This window comes from Marinobacter sp. H13, from assembly GCF_059072335.1.
In genome coordinates this window covers 391,715-408,891 of the sequence record NZ_JCACRU010000009.1, presented here as the reverse complement: position 1 = coordinate 408,891, position 17,177 = coordinate 391,715, and the positions used below count along the sequence as shown (strand labels likewise).

Sequence of the window (17,177 nt, the reverse complement as noted above, 5' to 3'; positions counted from 1 at the left end):
TTCTGGCCAAAATCTGCGTAGCGCTACTCACCCGATTTCCCCCTAAAAACTCTAACGTTTTTACTTTCCAAGATTGCCGAGAGCCGGCGATTTTCGAGTTCAAGAGTCGCGTTTTTCGAAGCAAGTTCGTTGCGCTGCTCGGTCAAATCTACGATTTTTTCCCGTAACTGACGATTCTTGAAACGCTCTTCCTTGAGTTTCTCGTGCTTCTCGTCACGCTGTCTCTGGATCGCCTTGTTGGAATTGCCCCGGATGCGTTCCAGCATGTCTGGGTAGTCTTTGTGGATCAAGGCACGACTGACTCCGGCCTCTTCGGCAACAGCGGCCACCGAGACTTTCCTGCCCTTCTCAACGACCTTAGGCTGGCCTTTTTCCAATCGAACAATGGCCAGCCGAATACGCTTGTGGGTCTCGGATTCAGATGACGTCGACATCGGTCAGTTGCTCCTTGAGACGGTTGATGTCCACGCCGAGATCGGTCAACACCCTCTCGCAGCGTTCCATGGTGCGCTCGACCGTCTTTGATCCCGAGTCATCCAGATCATCGATCTGTCGAAGCTCAATCTGTTGCAGGTAAAGTCCTTCCCAGAACGGCTTTTGGCTATCGTCAATACAACCGTGCTCGCAATCCTCGCATTGGCCGCCTGCACAGTCCACGCCGGTATCGTTGGTACACCAGGCGATGCCGGTGGACCGCAGGTACACCAGCTCGCTGATGGCCTCAATCATCTCTTTCCGATCTTTATAGGTACGGACTTCTTCCGAGCGGCTTCGCATTTGGCGGATATGGCCGGCCATGCCACCGGAAAGCCGAGTATCAGGCTCCAACCAATGACCGACAATCGCCTGACGTTTGCCGTCAAAAGCGGCGTAGATTTCGTCATAGAGCTCCAGATCCTGCGCCTCGTTCATTGCATACAGGATGGTCATATCCAGGCTCCAGTGCTTGAAGTGATCTCGCAGATACCGCAAGTCACCCAGCTTGTGATGCACCACGTAGTTAGCAAAAGTACGCCGGAATTGGTGTGAAGCAAGCTTCCAATCTATCCCGAGGTCCTTCGCAAACTTCCCGAGCCTTCGGTGCAGAGCGAGGCCACTCAGCAGAGAAATACTGTTTCTCTTTTGCGTTAACTTGGTCAGACCGATGCAACCTGAGCACTTTTCAAGACAAGTCACTTTGTTCAGGTCTCCCACTACTTTGGCTTCTTTCAGCGCCTGCTCAAGTTCAGCCTGCAAGGGCTCTACCAGCCGCTCCAGCACCTTTACCGCCTCAATCGCAATCTCCGGGCACAGCCATGATGTTTCGCCCGCATGAGTTTTGTCCGAACGTGAGCCGAGGAAGTAGAACCGCTCGCCATCTCGAACTTCGCTGTACCACTGATCCCTCCGGATGTTTCCGAGTTCATGGGCCCGGATACCGGTCGTCGCCAGAATGATCACGAAACAACCGTCACGCAGGTCGCGCAGTGTCGTACCCAGTGCACCTAGCCCCTGATCCCAACCTCGGGTTTTCAAAAACTCGACCCGCTCCTCCCATTGATCGTTATGGTTTTTAGAACAGGGTTGGAAGTCAGCTAGGGCATCCCGATGCTTCAACAAGTCGTCGGCTCGATTGAGCAGAAATTCGGCGTGCTGGAACAGTTGCCGAAGAATGTCATCAGGAATGATGTCAGTCTTGGCCTTGTTTGATCTCTTATGTCCGGACAGCGCGATAGCCGAGCTTTCGGGCCATGGATGCTCAAATCCGTGGGAGGTATCGCGCAGTAATTTCCAGCTTCGTTCCACAGTCGACAAGCGATTCCACTTCGTCATGCTGCTAATTTGTTTCCCCGGCTTATGCGGCGGGGTCAAACGCTGGACGTATTGAACGTAGCGGACCGCTACGAGAGGCGTGACCTGCGCCAGACCGGAGATCCCCTGGTCGTGCAACCAGTTCAGCCAGAGCACCAGATTCTGGAAAATAGTGAAGACCGAGGCATTGCTCAGCGCCTTTTCGCCCCAGATTGTTCGGCCCATGAGGATTTTGGCTTCGGATCTCAGTTGATCGCCTTTGATCCGGGTAAAATCCATCCTCCGCTCGCAATCCCTCCGGTTTCCAGTGCTCTTGGCTCTGGGCAACCACCACTCCGGGTCTTCATACCGGGAAAGCGCATATAACACCCCATCGGCCCGGTCCGTGGTGATGATACCGTGAAGTCCTTCACCCTGGGGCAAAGCCCGCAGCAAACGTTCACGGTCGGCCAGCACCTCTGCGCCGGTAATCTTGCTCATACCGCCATCCTCGCCATGCTCAGGTCTCGCCAGAACGGGTGCGGCTGGTGTTTCGCTCTCTCGCGCTGTTCATTCACGAGCGCTTGACCAAAGTGAGGCGCAATCTCTTCATCGATCAGTCGAATCACTTGCTTGAGGTACTTGGTCCAGCGTTTGCCGCCGAAGGTGTCGTAATTGCGCAGGGCGGCCCAGTAGAAGCTGAACAGGCGATAGAGGTCATCGCCGGTCACCACGAAGCTCTTACATCGGAAGCAGCCGAGGTAGTCCTGACAGGGCTCGCCGTTTTTCGGGGCGCGCTGCCCGCGACGGACATCCTTGCACGACGAAACGGGTGTTCGGTCACTGGCGATAATATTCGGCTGGCTAAGAAGCTCCTGAACACGCGCCTCGCCTAAAAACCGCATGTCGGTTTCCGCTTCCGGTGGTGCTTCCCAGTAGTGGGCATTGCCCGTTGAGACGGCATGTCGGCCTGTTCTGGCCGCCACCAAGGGGTCCTGCCCCGACATTTCCCACACACGATTCAAGAGCGTCTGGCGCAGCCGGCTGACATTCAATGTGAGCGGTTTACCATCGTCCGTTTTAAGCTGGTGCTGGTCAACAAATGCGTTGATGCTGTAATTCAATATGGAGTTCGTCAGTCGGCATGCTTTGCCCACGAACTTGCTACGAGTTCCCTCGTAGACCAGCAGCCGATTTGAGTCATCGAACTGGGCGCGTGTCGTAGCGTTCCTCGCAACGATCAGATCAATGGCATCAGCGGCATAGAGATGGATACTGGCCATCTCTGACACTTCCTCAGACTTTCTCAGTGCGACAACTTGCGTGGCGTTACCACGACGTTTAAAGCTCACTAACAGCCGCAGGTTGGATTTGAGCGGGTGAGGCTGTACGCAGTCTGTGGTCAGCTCCAGGATGGGCGTCAGGTTCATTCCGGTCGACAGCGCAATGGACAAGACGCATACGGCCAAGTCATAGCGACCCAGTGGCTCCGAGTGAGCCACAATACGCTCCATGTCTTTTCGCAGCGCTTTGATCAAAAACCGCTTTTCATTCTTGCTAAGCGCCCTCTGGCCCTTAGTTCGCCTGTTAGAACTCGGAAACGGACTGGCAGGCCAGACCGTTTTCATATCCACTTCTGGCCAGAACCCGAACCGATGGCATGCCACAAGCAGAGATTTGGTATGAGAGAAGTAGTTTTTCTGCGCGCCGTATTTGAGGGGCTCGTTTCTCAAGTACTGGAGGAATTGTTTGATGCTGTCGGCGTCGAGATCGGCCATGGTAAGGCGCTCACCACTAGCGGCGTGGAGTAACGACAGGAAGGGCGCAAAGTTACGAAAGCCATCATTCCAGTAACTCGCAATCGTGCTCGGGCTGAGAGACTTTCCATTGGTTTTGACGCTTTCTGCGACCAGCCTTTCGATTGTGCGTTGGCAGGCAGCGGTGATGTTGTCATAGCCCTGGCCGTAAAATGGCCCGAAGTCCGCATTTCTGGCGCTTGTTGCGTTTTCGGGAAACGCAACGACGGTGTTCGCCGGTTTTGAAACACGCGCCTGATCAACGGTGGTGATTGTCCCCTCGATTGCAGTCTCGCCACACTCCTGAACACCAACCTCATGCCTCTCTAGCGTGAAATCCTTTTTCATGCGCAGGCCGCCTCCTTCGCCGTTTCTTCAATTTCTCTCTGATAGCTTGTGCGCAAATCGTCTTCGATGTCGTCGAGGAAATGCAGGTATTTTTCCGTAGTCGTGATGCTGCTGTGGCCGAGGCGATCTCGGACATAGATCAACGGATTGAACGTGGTGCTCTTCCGTGACATCAGTGATTTCAACGTGTGCGTCGCGTATGTATGACGAAGGATGTGGGGATGGCAGGCGAACGACAGCTTCAATCGGTTCAGTTGATTGTTGAGCGAGGTTCGAATGCTCCAGGGGTTGCCCTTGGCGGTTACAAAGAGGGCTTTTGGGTCTGTCCCGTGTTTGCGGATCGTTTCGTGACGCTCGTGGATCACGTAATCCCAGAGATCCGTCATCAATGATATCGGCACATGGATCGTCCGTGGTTTGTCTCCCTTGGTGCTCATCTCTTGGGGATCAAGCTCAACCACCACATGACTTCGAGCCGAGATCGACCGGGGTGCAGATATGTAGTGAACTGGAATTGTCAGCAGCTCTTCTTTACGCAAACCCGTTAGCAACGCCAACCGAACGATCAATCGGAGAGTTTTGTTCTTGATGGTTTTCAGCAGCTCATCGACCTGCTCTTTGTTGAGGACTTTGATCTTGGTTGGCGTGGTTTTCAGCAGTACATCAGGCTTTACGGCATACCCCCCGGACGTGTCTGTGTGTGCCAGGAAACCCTTTGTCTGTCTGACTCTCACCGTTTCAAGGTCATACGGCAACGTGCTTACCCAACCTTGTTTGAGGGCAAACTGATAAAACTTGATCACCAGGTGAAGTCGTCGGTTTACCGTGGAGGCGCTAAGGTTAAATCGATCAAAAGAAACGTCGCGATACAGGGCTAACAGGGTTTCGTGATTTCGGTGATCAAGCTCTCTCCAATCAAACCCATTGGCTTCAATGAACTCGAAATAATCACACAGATCCCTTCCAAACGTTTCCCAACTACGTCGGCTTTGCACACTTCCACGTTTTAAGCAGTGATGAACGAGAAATTCCATTCCTTCGACAAACACATCATGATTGGATTTGAGAAGAATCGGGAACCCTTCATAGGAGTGGCCCCTGATTCCAAACTCTGGTGTAGCAAGAAGGAACTCCACCCTCGGATCTCCAATACTGTATTTTTGTTCAGTATAAAGGGGTGGTTTAAGACTGCAACAGGAGAGTTACATTATTTGTGGTACAAAACATGACCTGGTATTCACCCTCTCTTCGAATCTCACAGATGTCACGGAGAGGCGTATCATCTGAATCGATACGGTTAAATGAATTTGCCCAACCCGCCATCCTGAAACCGCGGCAGATTAGCTCATAAAGCTTCGAGTAGTCCCGGGAAAGGTGGTAGGGACTTAACTGCTCAGTAACTGCTGAACTCATCTGACACCTCTACGCTCACTGCTTAGTATCATTTGTGTCATCCAGAATAATGGCAATTGTTACCGCGACCATCGCAACCGGAGCAAGAACCCAAAAGCTGGCAGCAACGAACCGGTCCTTTTCAGTTTCACTGGGATTACCGTTCTGAGAGACCTATCCAAACCTGATCATCAGGTTTGATGCTCACTTCTACATTCAACGATGCTGGTTGCCCAAGCTGCCTAAGCGGCCTGGGCAGAGCCGTCATCTCCAGTAGCGTAAATTCCGGCTGAACGAGCCGTATTGTAATGCTCAAGATTCTTGCTGGCGTTGTAGTCTCGGCACTCTCGATGGCCGCAGGACTGACAGTGGTAGACCCGATCCGCCAACGCCAGATCCGTTTTATGGTTTCCGCAGGCAGAGCAACGTTTGCTGGATGGATACCATCGATCTGCTACGGTAAGAACGCCACCTCGCCATTCCATCTTGTAGGTCATCTGTCGGCGGAACTCGAACAGGCCGATGTCGGCAATGTGCCGGGCCAGCTTCCCATTCGCCATCATGCCTTTGACGTTCAGATCCTCGATAACAACTTCTGCAAATTTGCTGGTCAGATAGTGGGTAAGCTGATGCAGCGTGTTGGCACGAATGTCGGCAATTCGTTTGTGGAGTCTGGCAATGCGGGTCTTCAGTTTTCGATAGCCGGCACTGCCTTTGACCTTTTTCACCAGTCGCCGTTGATACCGGGCCAGCTTCCGTAGCGCTTGTTGCAGTGGCTTTGGGGATTTCCATTCCCGAACATCTCCCTGAGAGATCGTGGCTAGCGCCTTGATACCGAGATCCACACCACACCGTGCTTGGCTTTTGCTTGGGAGTGAGCAGACCTCAACCTTCATGGAGAAGGACACAAACCATTTATCAGCCTGGCGGCTGATCGTCATGCTGTTGATGTGACCACCGTATTTGACCGGCTCCGCCATGCGAACCCATCCCAGGTTCGGCACCTTGACCCGGCAACCTTCAACCTTCACCTGGTCTCCGCCAATGTAGAATGAATCTACAGCCTTGCCTTTCTTCTTGAAGCGCGGGCGGCGCTTCTTCAGGTGTTTGGGCTTCGAGGATTTAAGATCCTTCATCCAGTCGGAGAAGGCTCGCTGGAGCGAAATGAATGGCTGCTGGCTGGCGTACTTGGTCACTTCGTACACCCATGGAAACTCGGATTTCTTCAGGGCATTGAATTGGCGCTTGAGCGCCATGCCCGAAGGGCGGTCCCCGCTTCCATCTTTGTGTATGGCGTATTGCCGATCCCATTCGGCCAACGCCCAGTTCCAGGTGAATCGCGAGATCCCGCTGGCTTTAGCGAAGTAGGTGCGCTGCTTGTTGTTGGGCAGCAGTTGGGTCTTGAAGGCAACATCCACACCCTAATAATACTGATTATATATACAGTATCAAGCGGTAAGTTTGCGATTCTTGTGGGACCGCTTTCCGTACAGTCGTGCAGAGAATACCGTCATCAGCGTCAGCACGTCCTGACAAAGCTCCTGTTCAAACGGAATCTCCTTCTCATCGTCCAGAACCACCACATCCGTTCCGGCCCAGCGGCAGACCTGAAAGATCAGTTCGTGTCCGAACCTTACCAGCCGGTCGGTGTGCGTGAGGTACAACGTGGATACTTCGTGATTTAACAATGTAGCAATGAGCCTTCTCAGGCCCGGTTTTTTACAATTCAGCCCAGAACCTAAGTCCTCAATGACTCGATCTGAAACGCCTGCCAGTCGATTAGCCTGTGTCAATAAATCGCTCTTTTGATCATGAGAGGAAACGCGAGCATAGCCGACACTGTACCGCTGATCGTTCAAACCCATTAGCTTGCGCAATTGCCCCGTTGTGAATCGGCGATGTCCGCCAGCCGTTCTGAAAGCCTCACTGATTTTCCCGACCCGACACCATCGCCGGATTGTGACCACTGACACACCTAAGCCTGAAGCAAACTGACCGATGGAAAGTGGTGCATGGCTGATCTTCTTCATGGCAAAACCTCCAAATGATCAGGTTTAGCCAATTTTCTGAGACCTAGCTAGAAACCCTCGATCATAAGCCGGAGTCCATCAACGAAACTGTCCCATAGAGAGGCTCCGATTAGAGTAGAAGCCATAAAGACCGCAACAAGAAAAACGATCATCGAAGATGCGGACGTTTTCATGGTCAAAGATCTCCTTTGAGTGCGGAGAATGCGCGAGCTGAGTATATCGGGCTGTGTTTCTCTAGCAGCAAAGCTTCCTGTATTGCCTGGCGTTCAGGGTTCACGATCACGTTTGCATAGATACTCTGGCGAACATCGTTGTAGGTTGACTCAGCTAGGTCATGGTTAATTGCACAAGAAGGAACCACAAAACCGTCGTAGTTCTCGTCCAGCAAGTACCGGTCACCGGTAATCTGGGTTTGTGTCGGATAAGGGTATTGATGCCACCCGCTGGGTAGCTCATCAGGTCTGAGGTGAATCAATCGCAGTGGCGGTGTCTGAAACACCCCCATGACGTTCACGGTGTTCGCCACTACAGGGTCAGGTAGGTAGTTTCTCAGCTCCAGCATGGCGTTTTGCACGTTGCTGCTGAAATACAATGCCGGCGTGCCGGGACTGTTCCATCGGCCACCTTCGCGAAAGCTGCGTGTTTTCCGGTAATCAGCGAGTTTGTCCACGTAGTCCTTGTGCCCGGCTTTGAATAGGATCAAGAGTAATCTCCGAACTTGAGATCCTGGATGTATCCCTCCAGCACACGGCGCCCGGACAAGGTACCCATCAAGCTCCTGGGGGTGACTCCGTTGAGGGCCGGTACCGGCGTTTCAAGCCAACGGGTCATGGCCTCTGAGTTGCCAGAGAAAAGGCCGTAAAAAGCGTCCTTCCATACCAGGGTCAGGCTATCCAGCTCTTCCGTTTGTGTTCGGGACAGAGCCGGCCGCCGGTATAGCTTCGAAAGATTCGTCGGATTGATCTCAAGAGAGGCTGCAACCACGTCTTTTGGGATTGTCGCTGATATGTATTTCAGGGTCTCACCAGAAGCGGGCTTCTTGGAGATCAGCATCGCTGTCATCAAGCGGGAAATTGGCTGTTTCACTTCCCGGCTTACCCGCAATCTCAACAGGTCATCAATGTTGTCGATCACGAATGTTTCGTTGCGCTTCTCGCCGGAGAAACTGATTTTGATGACATCCTCGCCCATTGCCCTGATATCGGCTTCGGTGGCCATGACTTACCTCGTAGCTCGTACCTAATACGATACTATCCTAGTACAAATAACTCGCTCTGCCTATGGTGATGGCGGAAAAATGCAGCCTGATTTTCCTTAAGCCACTCTTATAAATAATTATATGACATTTGATAACGCATTAATATTGTGCAACAATAATCTCAGGTTAGGATGAATCAGGAATGATCAATGCAGCTGTCACTATTCAATGCAGTAAAGACCGTCTACAGCAAAGCGGAAGGCCCTGTCGATAATGCCAGCCTTTATCGCCGAGTTGCCCGGGAAGCCGGGATTCCCCTCGCTGCATTGAATGAGCGTAAGCCGATTGGCGCTGACGGCACCCCCAGAAGCACGCTCAAGCGTGAAATCCGGTGGCATCAACAAACCCTGAAGGCGGCAGGTCTGCTCGAACGCACTGAAACCCGCGGCGAATGGGTTCTGACCGGCAAGGGTAAGACCAAGCTTCGCAAGGTCCAGCCCAAGGCGTCCGTGGTGGCATTCTCCACAAAGCTTGGCGCCGCCCTCTGGTCCTTGAGCAGCGATGTGTTTGAGTCCATAGACACTCCAATCACACTCTGCCTGACCTCACCGCCCTACCCGCTCCGGGAATCCCGGGCTTACGGTAACCCCTCGTTGAACGAATACATCGACTTCATTGTTGAGAGCATTCGCCCTATCGCGAGAAACCTGGTGGCCGGCGGCAGCATCTGTCTGAACGTTTCCAATGACATTTTTGAGCCAGGCTGCCCTGCCCGATCGCTATACCGGGAAAAGATGGTGATCGCGCTGGCGGAAGAGCTCGGTCTCTGGAAAATTGACGAATTGATCTGGGAGAACCCCTGCAAGCCCCCCGGGCCTTTGCAGTGGGCCAGTAAAACCCGCCAGCAGTTGAATGTCGCCTGGGAGCCAATTTACTGGTTTAGCAATGATCCTTCTCAGCTCATTTCCGATAACCGCCGGGTTTTGGAGCCGCACTCTGAGCGTCACCTGTCACTGATTCGTGCTGGCGGTACCAAAGAGGCCAGATCTTTTTCTGATGGCGCGTACAGACGCCCGGCCGGCGCCTTCTCAAATGAAACACCGGGAAGAATCCCGAGGAACGTTCTTCGGTTTCCGCACAACTGTCGCTCGCAGTCGGCCTACAAGAAGGCGGCGAAGGCAGCCGGATTACCAGCTCATGGAGCCCCTTACCCACTGCGTTTAGCGGAATTTCTGATTCGGCTGATGTCGCGGGAGGGAGACCTGGTGGTGGATCCGTTTGGCGGAAGCCTGACCACGGCGGTTGGGGCTGAGAACACCAACCGTAAATGGCTGATTACAGAATGTATGCATGAGTATGTTCACGGTGGCTCATACCGGTTTGCGGGTAATGATTCTCTAGTTGTTAACCCTGAGTTCTTGGCCTGCGCGGCTTAACAGGAGTATTGCAGTGGAAATATGGGGTAGTGCGTCAGAACACACACGCTTCATGGTCAAGGCACCAAGCAAGAGCCGCCAGCGATGCGGCTGCGGGTGCAAGCAAAGAGCGACCCATGTGGGTATGGCCAATGGCGTGGCTCTGACATCCGGTTGTGAATTGCGCGTAAGGCGCTGGGTTCGAGACGGCAAGTAACAGCAAGTGGAGTGAGTCATGGTTGAATCAAACACGATATTTTTTGACCCCGAGGGGCCAACAACTACCCCTACATCGCCGCCGTTGAGAACTATCTCGGCGGGGTTGGGCGACTTGTTTTTGATGATGGGACTGTTCAATTCGCTGACGAAGATGGCTATCCGGAAATCGTTTTTTATCCTCGCTTACCAGTGAATGAACTGGAAGAGTTCTGCGGAAAGCATCTGGATCAGTACGTCCAGTATTTTGAGCAGAATTTCGACGCCATTGATCAGGGCCTCGACCTTCCTCCGATTAAGCGATTCTGGGAGTAATCGAATGTTCATCAACATCCCCGAGTGTGAGCACGCCGGCCTCGACCCGAAGAAGGTAGAGCGGATCGCAAAAGGCCTTAGCCGATATTTGCGTGAAGCAGAAAGTCTCGGGATTGAATTATTCGGTGGCTCCGGTACCGGCTCCCTTCGGTTTGATGATGGGCATGGGAGAAAATTGGTTCTCGGTTACGTCGAAGGCCATGTTGATGGCGGTGACGGCAGTACGTCAACGTTGGATGGAGGGCTTGAGCGTGGCGAGTGAGTCCAGACGACGTTACCGCTACGGGCTTTTCCTGAATCCTCAGAAAAGGGATCCAGTCGTTGCGTCCCTGGAAGCTGCAGAGTCCGAAGCACGCAAGATGTCCCTGGCCAACAACGGAACCCCGGTCGCTGTGTGGGATAGCAGCGATCGGACAATCAAGTTATTCGCCGGCTATGAGGTCTTTGAGCCGGCCCGGCACTAAAACCGCGTTCAGCGGGAGGTAACTATGCATCTGAACTCCTACGGCGACACCATGTTTATGGCCATTGAGTGGGCCCTGCAGGATCGTGAGACTTTTCTCGACGCCATCAGCAACTGCACGCAAGCTGAGAAAGATGAAGTTAAACGCCAGATTCGGGCTCTTCACCGGCTAAAGAAAAGGCTTTTCCCGGGGGAGAAGACAGAACTCGAGGCCAAGCTGGAGAAAACCCGGCCGGTATGTATCACGGAGCTTCAGCAAATGGTCCGAGAAGGAAAGATCGAAAACCGGGCCAATAGAAGGCCAAAGAAATAATGGGACGTTCAACGCCTGTACGCGCCCTTTACTGCTCCAAGTGCAAGGCAAAGTGGAGCTATATGTACGCCCGGAGCAATTACAGCCCCACATTCTGGCGTTGGTTCAACGTCGAAGTGATTGAGGTCCGGGGTCAGGGGGTTCTGTGCCGCTGCAATACCTGTGGCCATGAATACGTTTCCCGGGGCCGGGCTGCGTACGCCAGAATCGCGGCCATGAAAGCAAAACAACAAGATTCGAGATCCACACCATGAGCAGAAAAACGTTTCCGGGGCACCCGCTGTTCGATACCGCGAAGCTGCTCGATGGGCAGATCGAAAGCCTGGAGGACTACCCCACCCTCGCACAGTTTCTGGATGCACAGCACCCCCAGGCCAGAGAAGACTGGCATGCCGCGGCCAAATTCCTGACTAAGCATGCGGCTACACCCGGGTCCTTTGCCCAGTTCCGCGGTGAAGTGCAAAGGCTCCTAAATTTCACCTGGTGTATCCGGGGCAAATCACTCAAAGAGCTGAACGGCGATGATATCGACGCCTATATCAACCTGATCAAGCGCCCACCAAAGGGGTGGTCTACCACACCTGAACAGGGTCGCCTGAGGGGATTTGTCACCCGCGCCGGCCGCCGGGAAGCAAACCCGGATTGGCGTCCGTTCTATGATGCAGGAAAAGTCCGCAAGCAGAGTACGATCGATGCAGCCGTGGCCAGCATGTCGATCTTCTTCAAGCGCTTGACGGTTTCCGGCTACCTGAGTCGATCACCCATGCTCGATGCCACCAAACGGGTTCAGAAAGCGAGCAAGGCCGAAAGAGCAAGTCGATCACCAACCGCGCCGAAGGCACGCAAGGCGACCGCCCCGCGACTGACTTCCGATCAATGGCGACACCTTCACGACACGCTCATCAAGGCCGCTGACAAAGATGACTACTACGAGGTAAATCTCTTCATTGTCGTCACCATGAAGGTGCTCTACCTACGGGTATTTGAACTGGCGCCCCACGGCGATCCGGATTCCGAGCAATTTGTGGCACCAACAATGGGGGATTTCCAGATCACAACCCTGGGGAACAACCGCTATTGGGAGCTAAACGTCTCAGGCAAGGGGGACAAGGACCGTGCTATACCACTACCCAAGGCCTATATCCCCTACCTTAAACGGTACCGGGAATACCGTGGCCTCCCGCCGATGCCTTCTCCCGGCGAAACCGCACCTCTGATTGCCAAACGCGGGAAATCAGACCCAGTTATGAGCAAAAGGACAATTGAGCGGATTGTTGAGGAATCGATGGTGCTGGCGGCTAACCGGTACCTGGACATGGGAATGCCTGAGGCTTCAGATGAGTTACTGCAGACCTCAAAGAAAACGCACATTCTTCGTCATACCGGTGCTTCCATGGACATAATCGAGAACCGGAGACCATTGCGGGATGTTTCAGAAGATCTCGGCCACGAATCGGCAGCGTTCACTGAAGCGGAATACATCGACGCTGACACGGCAAAGCGATATGAAAGTGGTTACGTGCGAGGGATTCTCTAAAATCCGGCTACAGCGCCTGGTCAGTGGCAGCAGCGTCCCGGGTGTCGGCCACAGTGGTCGATGAATCCGGGCAATGCAGGCTGTTCAGGGCATCGGCCGAGTTAGAGAGCGTGAACTTTTCGGTCAGCAGCAGACTGCCGTTGTAGCTGAGATTGAAAGTCACCTGTCGGCCTGCCATGAGTGCGTCCATAGCTTTTGATTCAGCCTGATGGCTCATGACCATCCCCGAAGTGATTAGTCGATTCTGGTTGTCGATGGAAGCGTTGTGGTATTGCAGGGGAAAGCTATGCGTGCCGTCAACTGAGATAGTCAGATCCGCTTTATTCGCCTGGATAGCCGGGACCAGCTGACTCACGAAATAGAGCCGGTAAAACTGAGATATCTGGCTCCCGAAGCTGAGGCGCAAAGCATCTGCATTCTCGCCCGCGCAGTGAACAGATGCCAACAGGAAAGATTGGCCGTTATCTGCCCCTGTTACACCGGCTTTGCGGTCATGAACTGTCCAGCTTCCGCCCTGTGATGACAGATGTTGGTACACATCCCAGCCGGCAACCACCGGCTGTGCACAGAGAACGCTGGCTGTAAGGACGGCCGCGACGGTGCTTTTCACTTGTGGGCTCTCCATACCTGTTCTCTCAAATCGTCAGGGTCGACATTAGAAAGATCATCGACCAGCAGATCATCGATCAGTTCCTTCTCGATACGGGACAGCAGCTCAATCCGCTCATTCTCCGCCAGCACTGTCGAGATGGTGGCGAATACGATGTAGCTGTTGGGGGTGCTCATCATTTTGCGAAGAGAGACAGAACTGGTCGTCTTGGTAAAGATGGGTTCCTCAGGCACCGCCAATAAGACAACGCAGGTGTCATCAATCGAGATCGGCGTTTCACCTGTCGTAGTCTGGAATGCGATGTCGAAGGTAAGCTGGGCGCCGGATTTCGTGGTATACGGGTATTGGAACCCTGGATACAAATAGCCCCTCTCGTCCTTATAGAAGCGACCTCCAACAGCATAGATCCGGTCTGCAAACTCCGTTTCCAGAAATGAAATTTGGTCTTCAGTCGCACTTTCTTTGGCGATTTCGGATAAATGCATTGATCAACCTATAATTTTAAGGGCTCGACACCGGCAACTTGTTTACCTTGTAGAGTTATAATATCCTAGAGCTATACCATAGCGCAAAAAAGAGGCAATCAGCAGTGAAAATTTTGCTCAGTCTAGGCGTTGCCGTTTTCTTGTTTGTCGGCGCCCCCCAGGCCAAGGCCAGCAAGGCCAGTTTTGGCTGTGAGGTATTACTGTGTCTTGCCGCAAACCAGGGAACACCGCAGGAATGTAAGCCTATCCTGAAAAAGCTGTACAAGAGGTTGGCCAAAGGCAAAGGCTTTCCTAGCTGCCAAATGGAATCAGGTCCCGACATTGGCGGAGGAGCATCAAACGCAGCACTGCCTAAACCGGAGAGAGGTATCGCCCGTTTTATCCCACAACACAAAATCTGTCTCGATTGGGATAGGAAAATCAACCAGCGAGGCGATTTTGTGGGCAAGTACTGCCGTAAGGAAAAAGTCATACAGGAGCACTACGATCACAGCGGGAAAACCTGCCGTCAATGGTTTCCAATCCCGGGTGGGCGCTACGGAGCAGCCCGTGACGGGCAAAGCGATCCCATGTACCACTTAAGGACTGAGTGTCAAAGGAAGAGTAAGCGATTTGTTCGCATTACCGGCGCAGGTATTGAAGGCGAATACTACTACTACTAAGCGAGCCCCTCTGTGCGTCGAATTGCGCTTGTAACCTTAAAGGCTTTCTTGATTTCATCATCTGCATGGCTATTGGCGGCCGTCTTGTGCGTGGTAGCCGCCTATCTGTACCTTAACCGGGATGTAACCCTCGAAAACTACTACATCGCAAGCCAGACGATCCGGGACGTTGAGTCGATTTCAAGCAAAATCAACACAACATCAATGGCCCTGTCAGACCCTTCCCTCCTAAATTGCAGTGCTAGCAGTCGGCGCACTCTAAGAGGCTATGTTTTCGAAAACTCCGGAATCTCGGACATTGGGATTTACGGAGAAAGAGGCGTGGCTTGCACTGCCATGATCGGCAACCTTCCGGCAGAGGCGATTGATCCCGATAACTACATTCCGATCACAGAAAATGGAAGGATATGGCCTTCCCGCGACCTCCTGGAGGACGATGGCATCGACTCCTCGCTCGCAATCGCAACCAGCAAGCTGATTTACTTTATAGAACCGCTACCAATAGAAGAGAGTCAGGACTCTTCATTCTTGTGGGAGATCGTTTATACCGGGGATTCTCCTTACACGATTAGCGGCTCCGAAGGACTGTACCGGAACTTCACAGCTGAAAACGGTAGTCTCTCAGGGATAGTTTCCGCAGAGTGCTCAGAAAGATTGAACGTTTGCATTCTTGTTATGAGACCCTGGAAGAGCATTCTCCGCCAGCATTACGTTGTGCTCATAGTGCTATCGCTGGTTGCTCTCATGCTGGGATTCTGGTTCCCTTCACTGATTCGCTGGCTGCTTGAGGGCTCTACTACAGCATCTGTGAGGACCTTATCTGCTGTAAGCAAAGGTTCCTTCCACTGCGCGTACCAACCTATAGTGGATATTGGGACCGGCGGCATCGTTGGTTGTGAGGTTCTTGCCCGGCTAGAGGACCGGTACGGCCCATTGTCTTCAGCAGAGTTCATTCCAGTAATAGCTGAAAATGAACTGATGAATGACTTTTCCAAAATGATGTTTGATAGGGCCTATTCGGGAATAAGAGGTATCCAGTGGTCCGAGACAAAACCGTTCAAGCTTTCTTTCAATATCTTCCCCGCCAACCTCAATTCCGAGATGGTTCAATTCTTTAAGACGCATCCCGCCCTTTCTGATGATCGTTTGCAGATATGCCTTGAGGTAACTGAGGACAGCTCTATTTCAGACACTCAATATCAAAAAACGATTGAGCAGTTCAATCGCATAGGAATTGAAATATCGGTGGACGACTTTGGAACTGGATATGGCAACATGAGTCGCTTGCAATCCTCTCACCTCTCCTACCTCAAGGTTGATAAATCCCTGATTAGCCATCTGACTCCAGAGAACTCGAAAGCCTCTCTGACTAGCTATATCCCGATGATTGCTGATAATTCTGGACTTCAGATCGTTGCTGAGGGCATCGAGACGGTTGAGAATTTGGCGGCCGTTAAAAGCCTTAACATGCAATATGGGCAGGGGTTTTACTTCAGTCGCCCGTTGCCTTCCTCCGATTTTATCGAGTTGGTTGCAAGCGGAAAAACGTGGGGGGTAGGCGCTGAGAAGGGAAAGATTATCGAGTTGGCTGACAAACTGAAGGTTTCTGAGAAGAATTAGACCCTATCTGATTAGCCGCTAGCCATGGCCTGGCAAAAATCCTTAACTTCTGTGTCTCCTCCTCGATAAGAGCGATTAATGTTGGCAGGAGCATCAAGAACGTCCGGCAAGTCAGCTTCGACCAGCGCTTGACCAAATGCAGATCCTTGGTAGTGAGTCACCCCCATGCCTTTGGCGGCCGATGTCTGCGCCCTTGCCTCAATACCATCGGCAATGACCAAGCACCCCCATGCTCTCATGCTCACTCCAAATGAGCGCATTACCTCAAGATCCATTGATTCCGAGTCTGAGCACTTTCCTTCCAGGAAGCGGGACTCAGCTTTAACTGCTTCAGGGCAAAACTTGATTGCATCAACAGGCAACTGACTAACAAGTCGAAATCCATTGGTCCGATGGTTAAAGCCATCGACGCAGATCCTCACACCCATGCTTGTAAGCTCGACCAGGGTTTTTTTAAGTCGGGGTAAGTAATTGGAGAAAGACTTACCGTCGGCGAGGTGTGATCCATCTATCTCAACGACCAAGCGTGAGCGCTCCACGTTGTTCATGACAGCTATCCGGGAGGTGAGGAATTCAGCGAAGCCAGCTTCAGATAAACTTGAAACACGCAGGTTAAAACTGAAAAAAAGGTCAGAGGATTCCGCAGAAACAGAGGCGCCAATCGCCTCTTGCACCATCAACGCATCGAGCGTGGTCAAATCCTCAATACCCATTTGCTGCTCGAAATCATGAGCAGTGAGAATGGTTTGATCCTCTGTCAGAAATCTAGGAAGCAGCTCATACCCTGCTACCTGTGGAATGCCATGAATGTCACCAGTAACTATAGGCTGATTCGCCACTCGAAACCCCTTGGCTTCAAGTTTTCGGATAGCCGGCAACGTCAGGCATTTCTTCATCTTTGACCTCATTTGATAAATCTAATGCTTGCTTTAATCAAGATTGGATTAATTCTATATTATTTTCTGGTCAAGAATACAGCCAGAATGCTAAATTAGGTCATAAAGTGA

Annotated in this window: 19 protein-coding genes; 7 read left to right on the top strand and 12 right to left on the bottom strand. The window is 52.5% G+C overall.

The features are described 5' to 3' along the window. Window positions 1–23 precede the first annotated feature (23 nt). From AC5JQH_RS23630 to AC5JQH_RS23595, 8 genes are all read right to left on the bottom strand, one after another. Complete coding sequence (locus AC5JQH_RS23630; RefSeq protein WP_008169873.1) at window positions 24–434, bottom strand: hypothetical protein; 411 nt, start codon at window positions 432–434, stop codon at window positions 24–26. Then, window positions 418–2,271: a site-specific integrase gene (locus AC5JQH_RS23625; RefSeq protein ID WP_008169875.1), complete on the bottom strand. Its 1,854-nt coding sequence runs from the start codon at window positions 2,269–2,271 to the stop codon at window positions 418–420. The genes AC5JQH_RS23630 and AC5JQH_RS23625 overlap by 17 nt, the downstream gene beginning before the upstream one ends. After that, on the bottom strand, window positions 2,268–3,914 hold the full coding sequence (locus tag AC5JQH_RS23620; RefSeq protein WP_493806207.1) for a site-specific integrase: 1,647 nt from the start codon (window positions 3,912–3,914) through the stop codon (window positions 2,268–2,270). The genes AC5JQH_RS23625 and AC5JQH_RS23620 overlap by 4 nt, the downstream gene beginning before the upstream one ends. Next, complete coding sequence (locus tag AC5JQH_RS23615; RefSeq protein ID WP_092033539.1) at window positions 3,911–5,050, bottom strand: tyrosine-type recombinase/integrase; 1,140 nt, start codon at window positions 5,048–5,050, stop codon at window positions 3,911–3,913. The genes AC5JQH_RS23620 and AC5JQH_RS23615 overlap by 4 nt, the downstream gene beginning before the upstream one ends. A 498-nt stretch (window positions 5,051–5,548) precedes the next feature. Beyond that, the gene (locus AC5JQH_RS23610; RefSeq protein ID WP_136631074.1) at window positions 5,549–6,724 is read right to left on the bottom strand and encodes an RNA-guided endonuclease InsQ/TnpB family protein; all 1,176 of its coding nucleotides are present in this window, start codon (window positions 6,722–6,724) and stop codon (window positions 5,549–5,551) included. 30 nt (window positions 6,725–6,754) lie between these two features. Next, window positions 6,755–7,336 (bottom strand): IS607 family transposase, encoded by a 582-nt coding sequence (locus tag AC5JQH_RS23605; protein WP_136631075.1) that lies wholly within the window; start codon window positions 7,334–7,336, stop codon window positions 6,755–6,757. Between the two features lie 175 nt (window positions 7,337–7,511). Further along, window positions 7,512–8,039: an RES family NAD+ phosphorylase gene (locus tag AC5JQH_RS23600; protein ID WP_136631888.1), complete on the bottom strand. Its 528-nt coding sequence runs from the start codon at window positions 8,037–8,039 to the stop codon at window positions 7,512–7,514. Then, window positions 8,036–8,554, bottom strand: a complete 519-nt coding sequence (locus AC5JQH_RS23595) for an antitoxin Xre/MbcA/ParS toxin-binding domain-containing protein (RefSeq protein WP_136631889.1) — start codon at window positions 8,552–8,554, stop codon at window positions 8,036–8,038. The genes AC5JQH_RS23600 and AC5JQH_RS23595 overlap by 4 nt, the downstream gene beginning before the upstream one ends. A 189-nt stretch (window positions 8,555–8,743) precedes the next feature. Between AC5JQH_RS23595 and AC5JQH_RS23590 the strand changes: the two genes are divergently transcribed. After that, complete coding sequence (locus tag AC5JQH_RS23590) at window positions 8,744–9,970, top strand: site-specific DNA-methyltransferase (RefSeq protein ID WP_136630395.1); 1,227 nt, start codon at window positions 8,744–8,746, stop codon at window positions 9,968–9,970. 381 nt (window positions 9,971–10,351) lie between these two features. Here AC5JQH_RS23590 and AC5JQH_RS23585 read toward each other — a convergent pair whose 3' ends face one another. Next, complete coding sequence (locus AC5JQH_RS23585; RefSeq protein ID WP_153637265.1) at window positions 10,352–10,492, bottom strand: hypothetical protein; 141 nt, start codon at window positions 10,490–10,492, stop codon at window positions 10,352–10,354. Between AC5JQH_RS23585 and AC5JQH_RS23580 the strand changes: the two genes are divergently transcribed. The 4 genes from AC5JQH_RS23580 to AC5JQH_RS23565 all read left to right on the top strand — a co-directional run bounded on the left by AC5JQH_RS23580 (window position 10,485) and on the right by AC5JQH_RS23565 (window position 12,793). After that, window positions 10,485–10,742: a hypothetical protein gene (locus tag AC5JQH_RS23580; protein WP_136630393.1), complete on the top strand. Its 258-nt coding sequence runs from the start codon at window positions 10,485–10,487 to the stop codon at window positions 10,740–10,742. The genes AC5JQH_RS23585 and AC5JQH_RS23580 overlap by 8 nt on opposite strands. After that, window positions 10,732–10,944: a hypothetical protein gene (locus AC5JQH_RS23575; protein ID WP_136630392.1), complete on the top strand. Its 213-nt coding sequence runs from the start codon at window positions 10,732–10,734 to the stop codon at window positions 10,942–10,944. Before AC5JQH_RS23580 ends, AC5JQH_RS23575 begins: the two co-directional genes overlap by 11 nt. Before the next feature lie 24 nt (window positions 10,945–10,968). Then, window positions 10,969–11,256: a hypothetical protein gene (locus AC5JQH_RS23570; RefSeq protein ID WP_136630391.1), complete on the top strand. Its 288-nt coding sequence runs from the start codon at window positions 10,969–10,971 to the stop codon at window positions 11,254–11,256. A gap of 250 nt (window positions 11,257–11,506) precedes the next feature. Further along, window positions 11,507–12,793 carry a tyrosine-type recombinase/integrase gene (locus AC5JQH_RS23565; RefSeq protein WP_493806206.1) on the top strand — a complete coding sequence of 429 codons (1,287 nt, stop codon included), beginning with the start codon at window positions 11,507–11,509 and terminating at the stop codon, window positions 12,791–12,793. Window positions 12,794–12,800: 7 nt separating this feature from the next. Here AC5JQH_RS23565 and AC5JQH_RS23560 read toward each other — a convergent pair whose 3' ends face one another. Both AC5JQH_RS23560 and AC5JQH_RS23555 read right to left on the bottom strand, forming a co-directional pair. Next, window positions 12,801–13,403: a hypothetical protein gene (locus AC5JQH_RS23560; RefSeq protein ID WP_482901994.1), complete on the bottom strand. Its 603-nt coding sequence runs from the start codon at window positions 13,401–13,403 to the stop codon at window positions 12,801–12,803. Then, complete coding sequence (locus AC5JQH_RS23555; RefSeq protein ID WP_493806205.1) at window positions 13,400–13,888, bottom strand: hypothetical protein; 489 nt, start codon at window positions 13,886–13,888, stop codon at window positions 13,400–13,402. The genes AC5JQH_RS23560 and AC5JQH_RS23555 overlap by 4 nt, the downstream gene beginning before the upstream one ends. Before the next feature lie 104 nt (window positions 13,889–13,992). Between AC5JQH_RS23555 and AC5JQH_RS23550 the strand changes: the two genes are divergently transcribed. Next, entirely contained in the window at window positions 13,993–14,550 is a 558-nt protein-coding gene (locus AC5JQH_RS23550) for a hypothetical protein (RefSeq protein ID WP_482901992.1), read from the top strand. A 12-nt stretch (window positions 14,551–14,562) separates the two neighbouring features. Next, window positions 14,563–16,170 carry an EAL domain-containing protein gene (locus AC5JQH_RS23545; RefSeq protein ID WP_493806204.1) on the top strand — a complete coding sequence of 536 codons (1,608 nt, stop codon included), beginning with the start codon at window positions 14,563–14,565 and terminating at the stop codon, window positions 16,168–16,170. Window positions 16,171–16,181: 11 nt separating this feature from the next. Here AC5JQH_RS23545 and AC5JQH_RS23540 read toward each other — a convergent pair whose 3' ends face one another. Then, window positions 16,182–17,066 (bottom strand): EAL domain-containing protein, encoded by an 885-nt coding sequence (locus AC5JQH_RS23540; RefSeq protein ID WP_493806203.1) that lies wholly within the window; start codon window positions 17,064–17,066, stop codon window positions 16,182–16,184. Window positions 17,067–17,177: the final 111 nt, after the last annotated feature.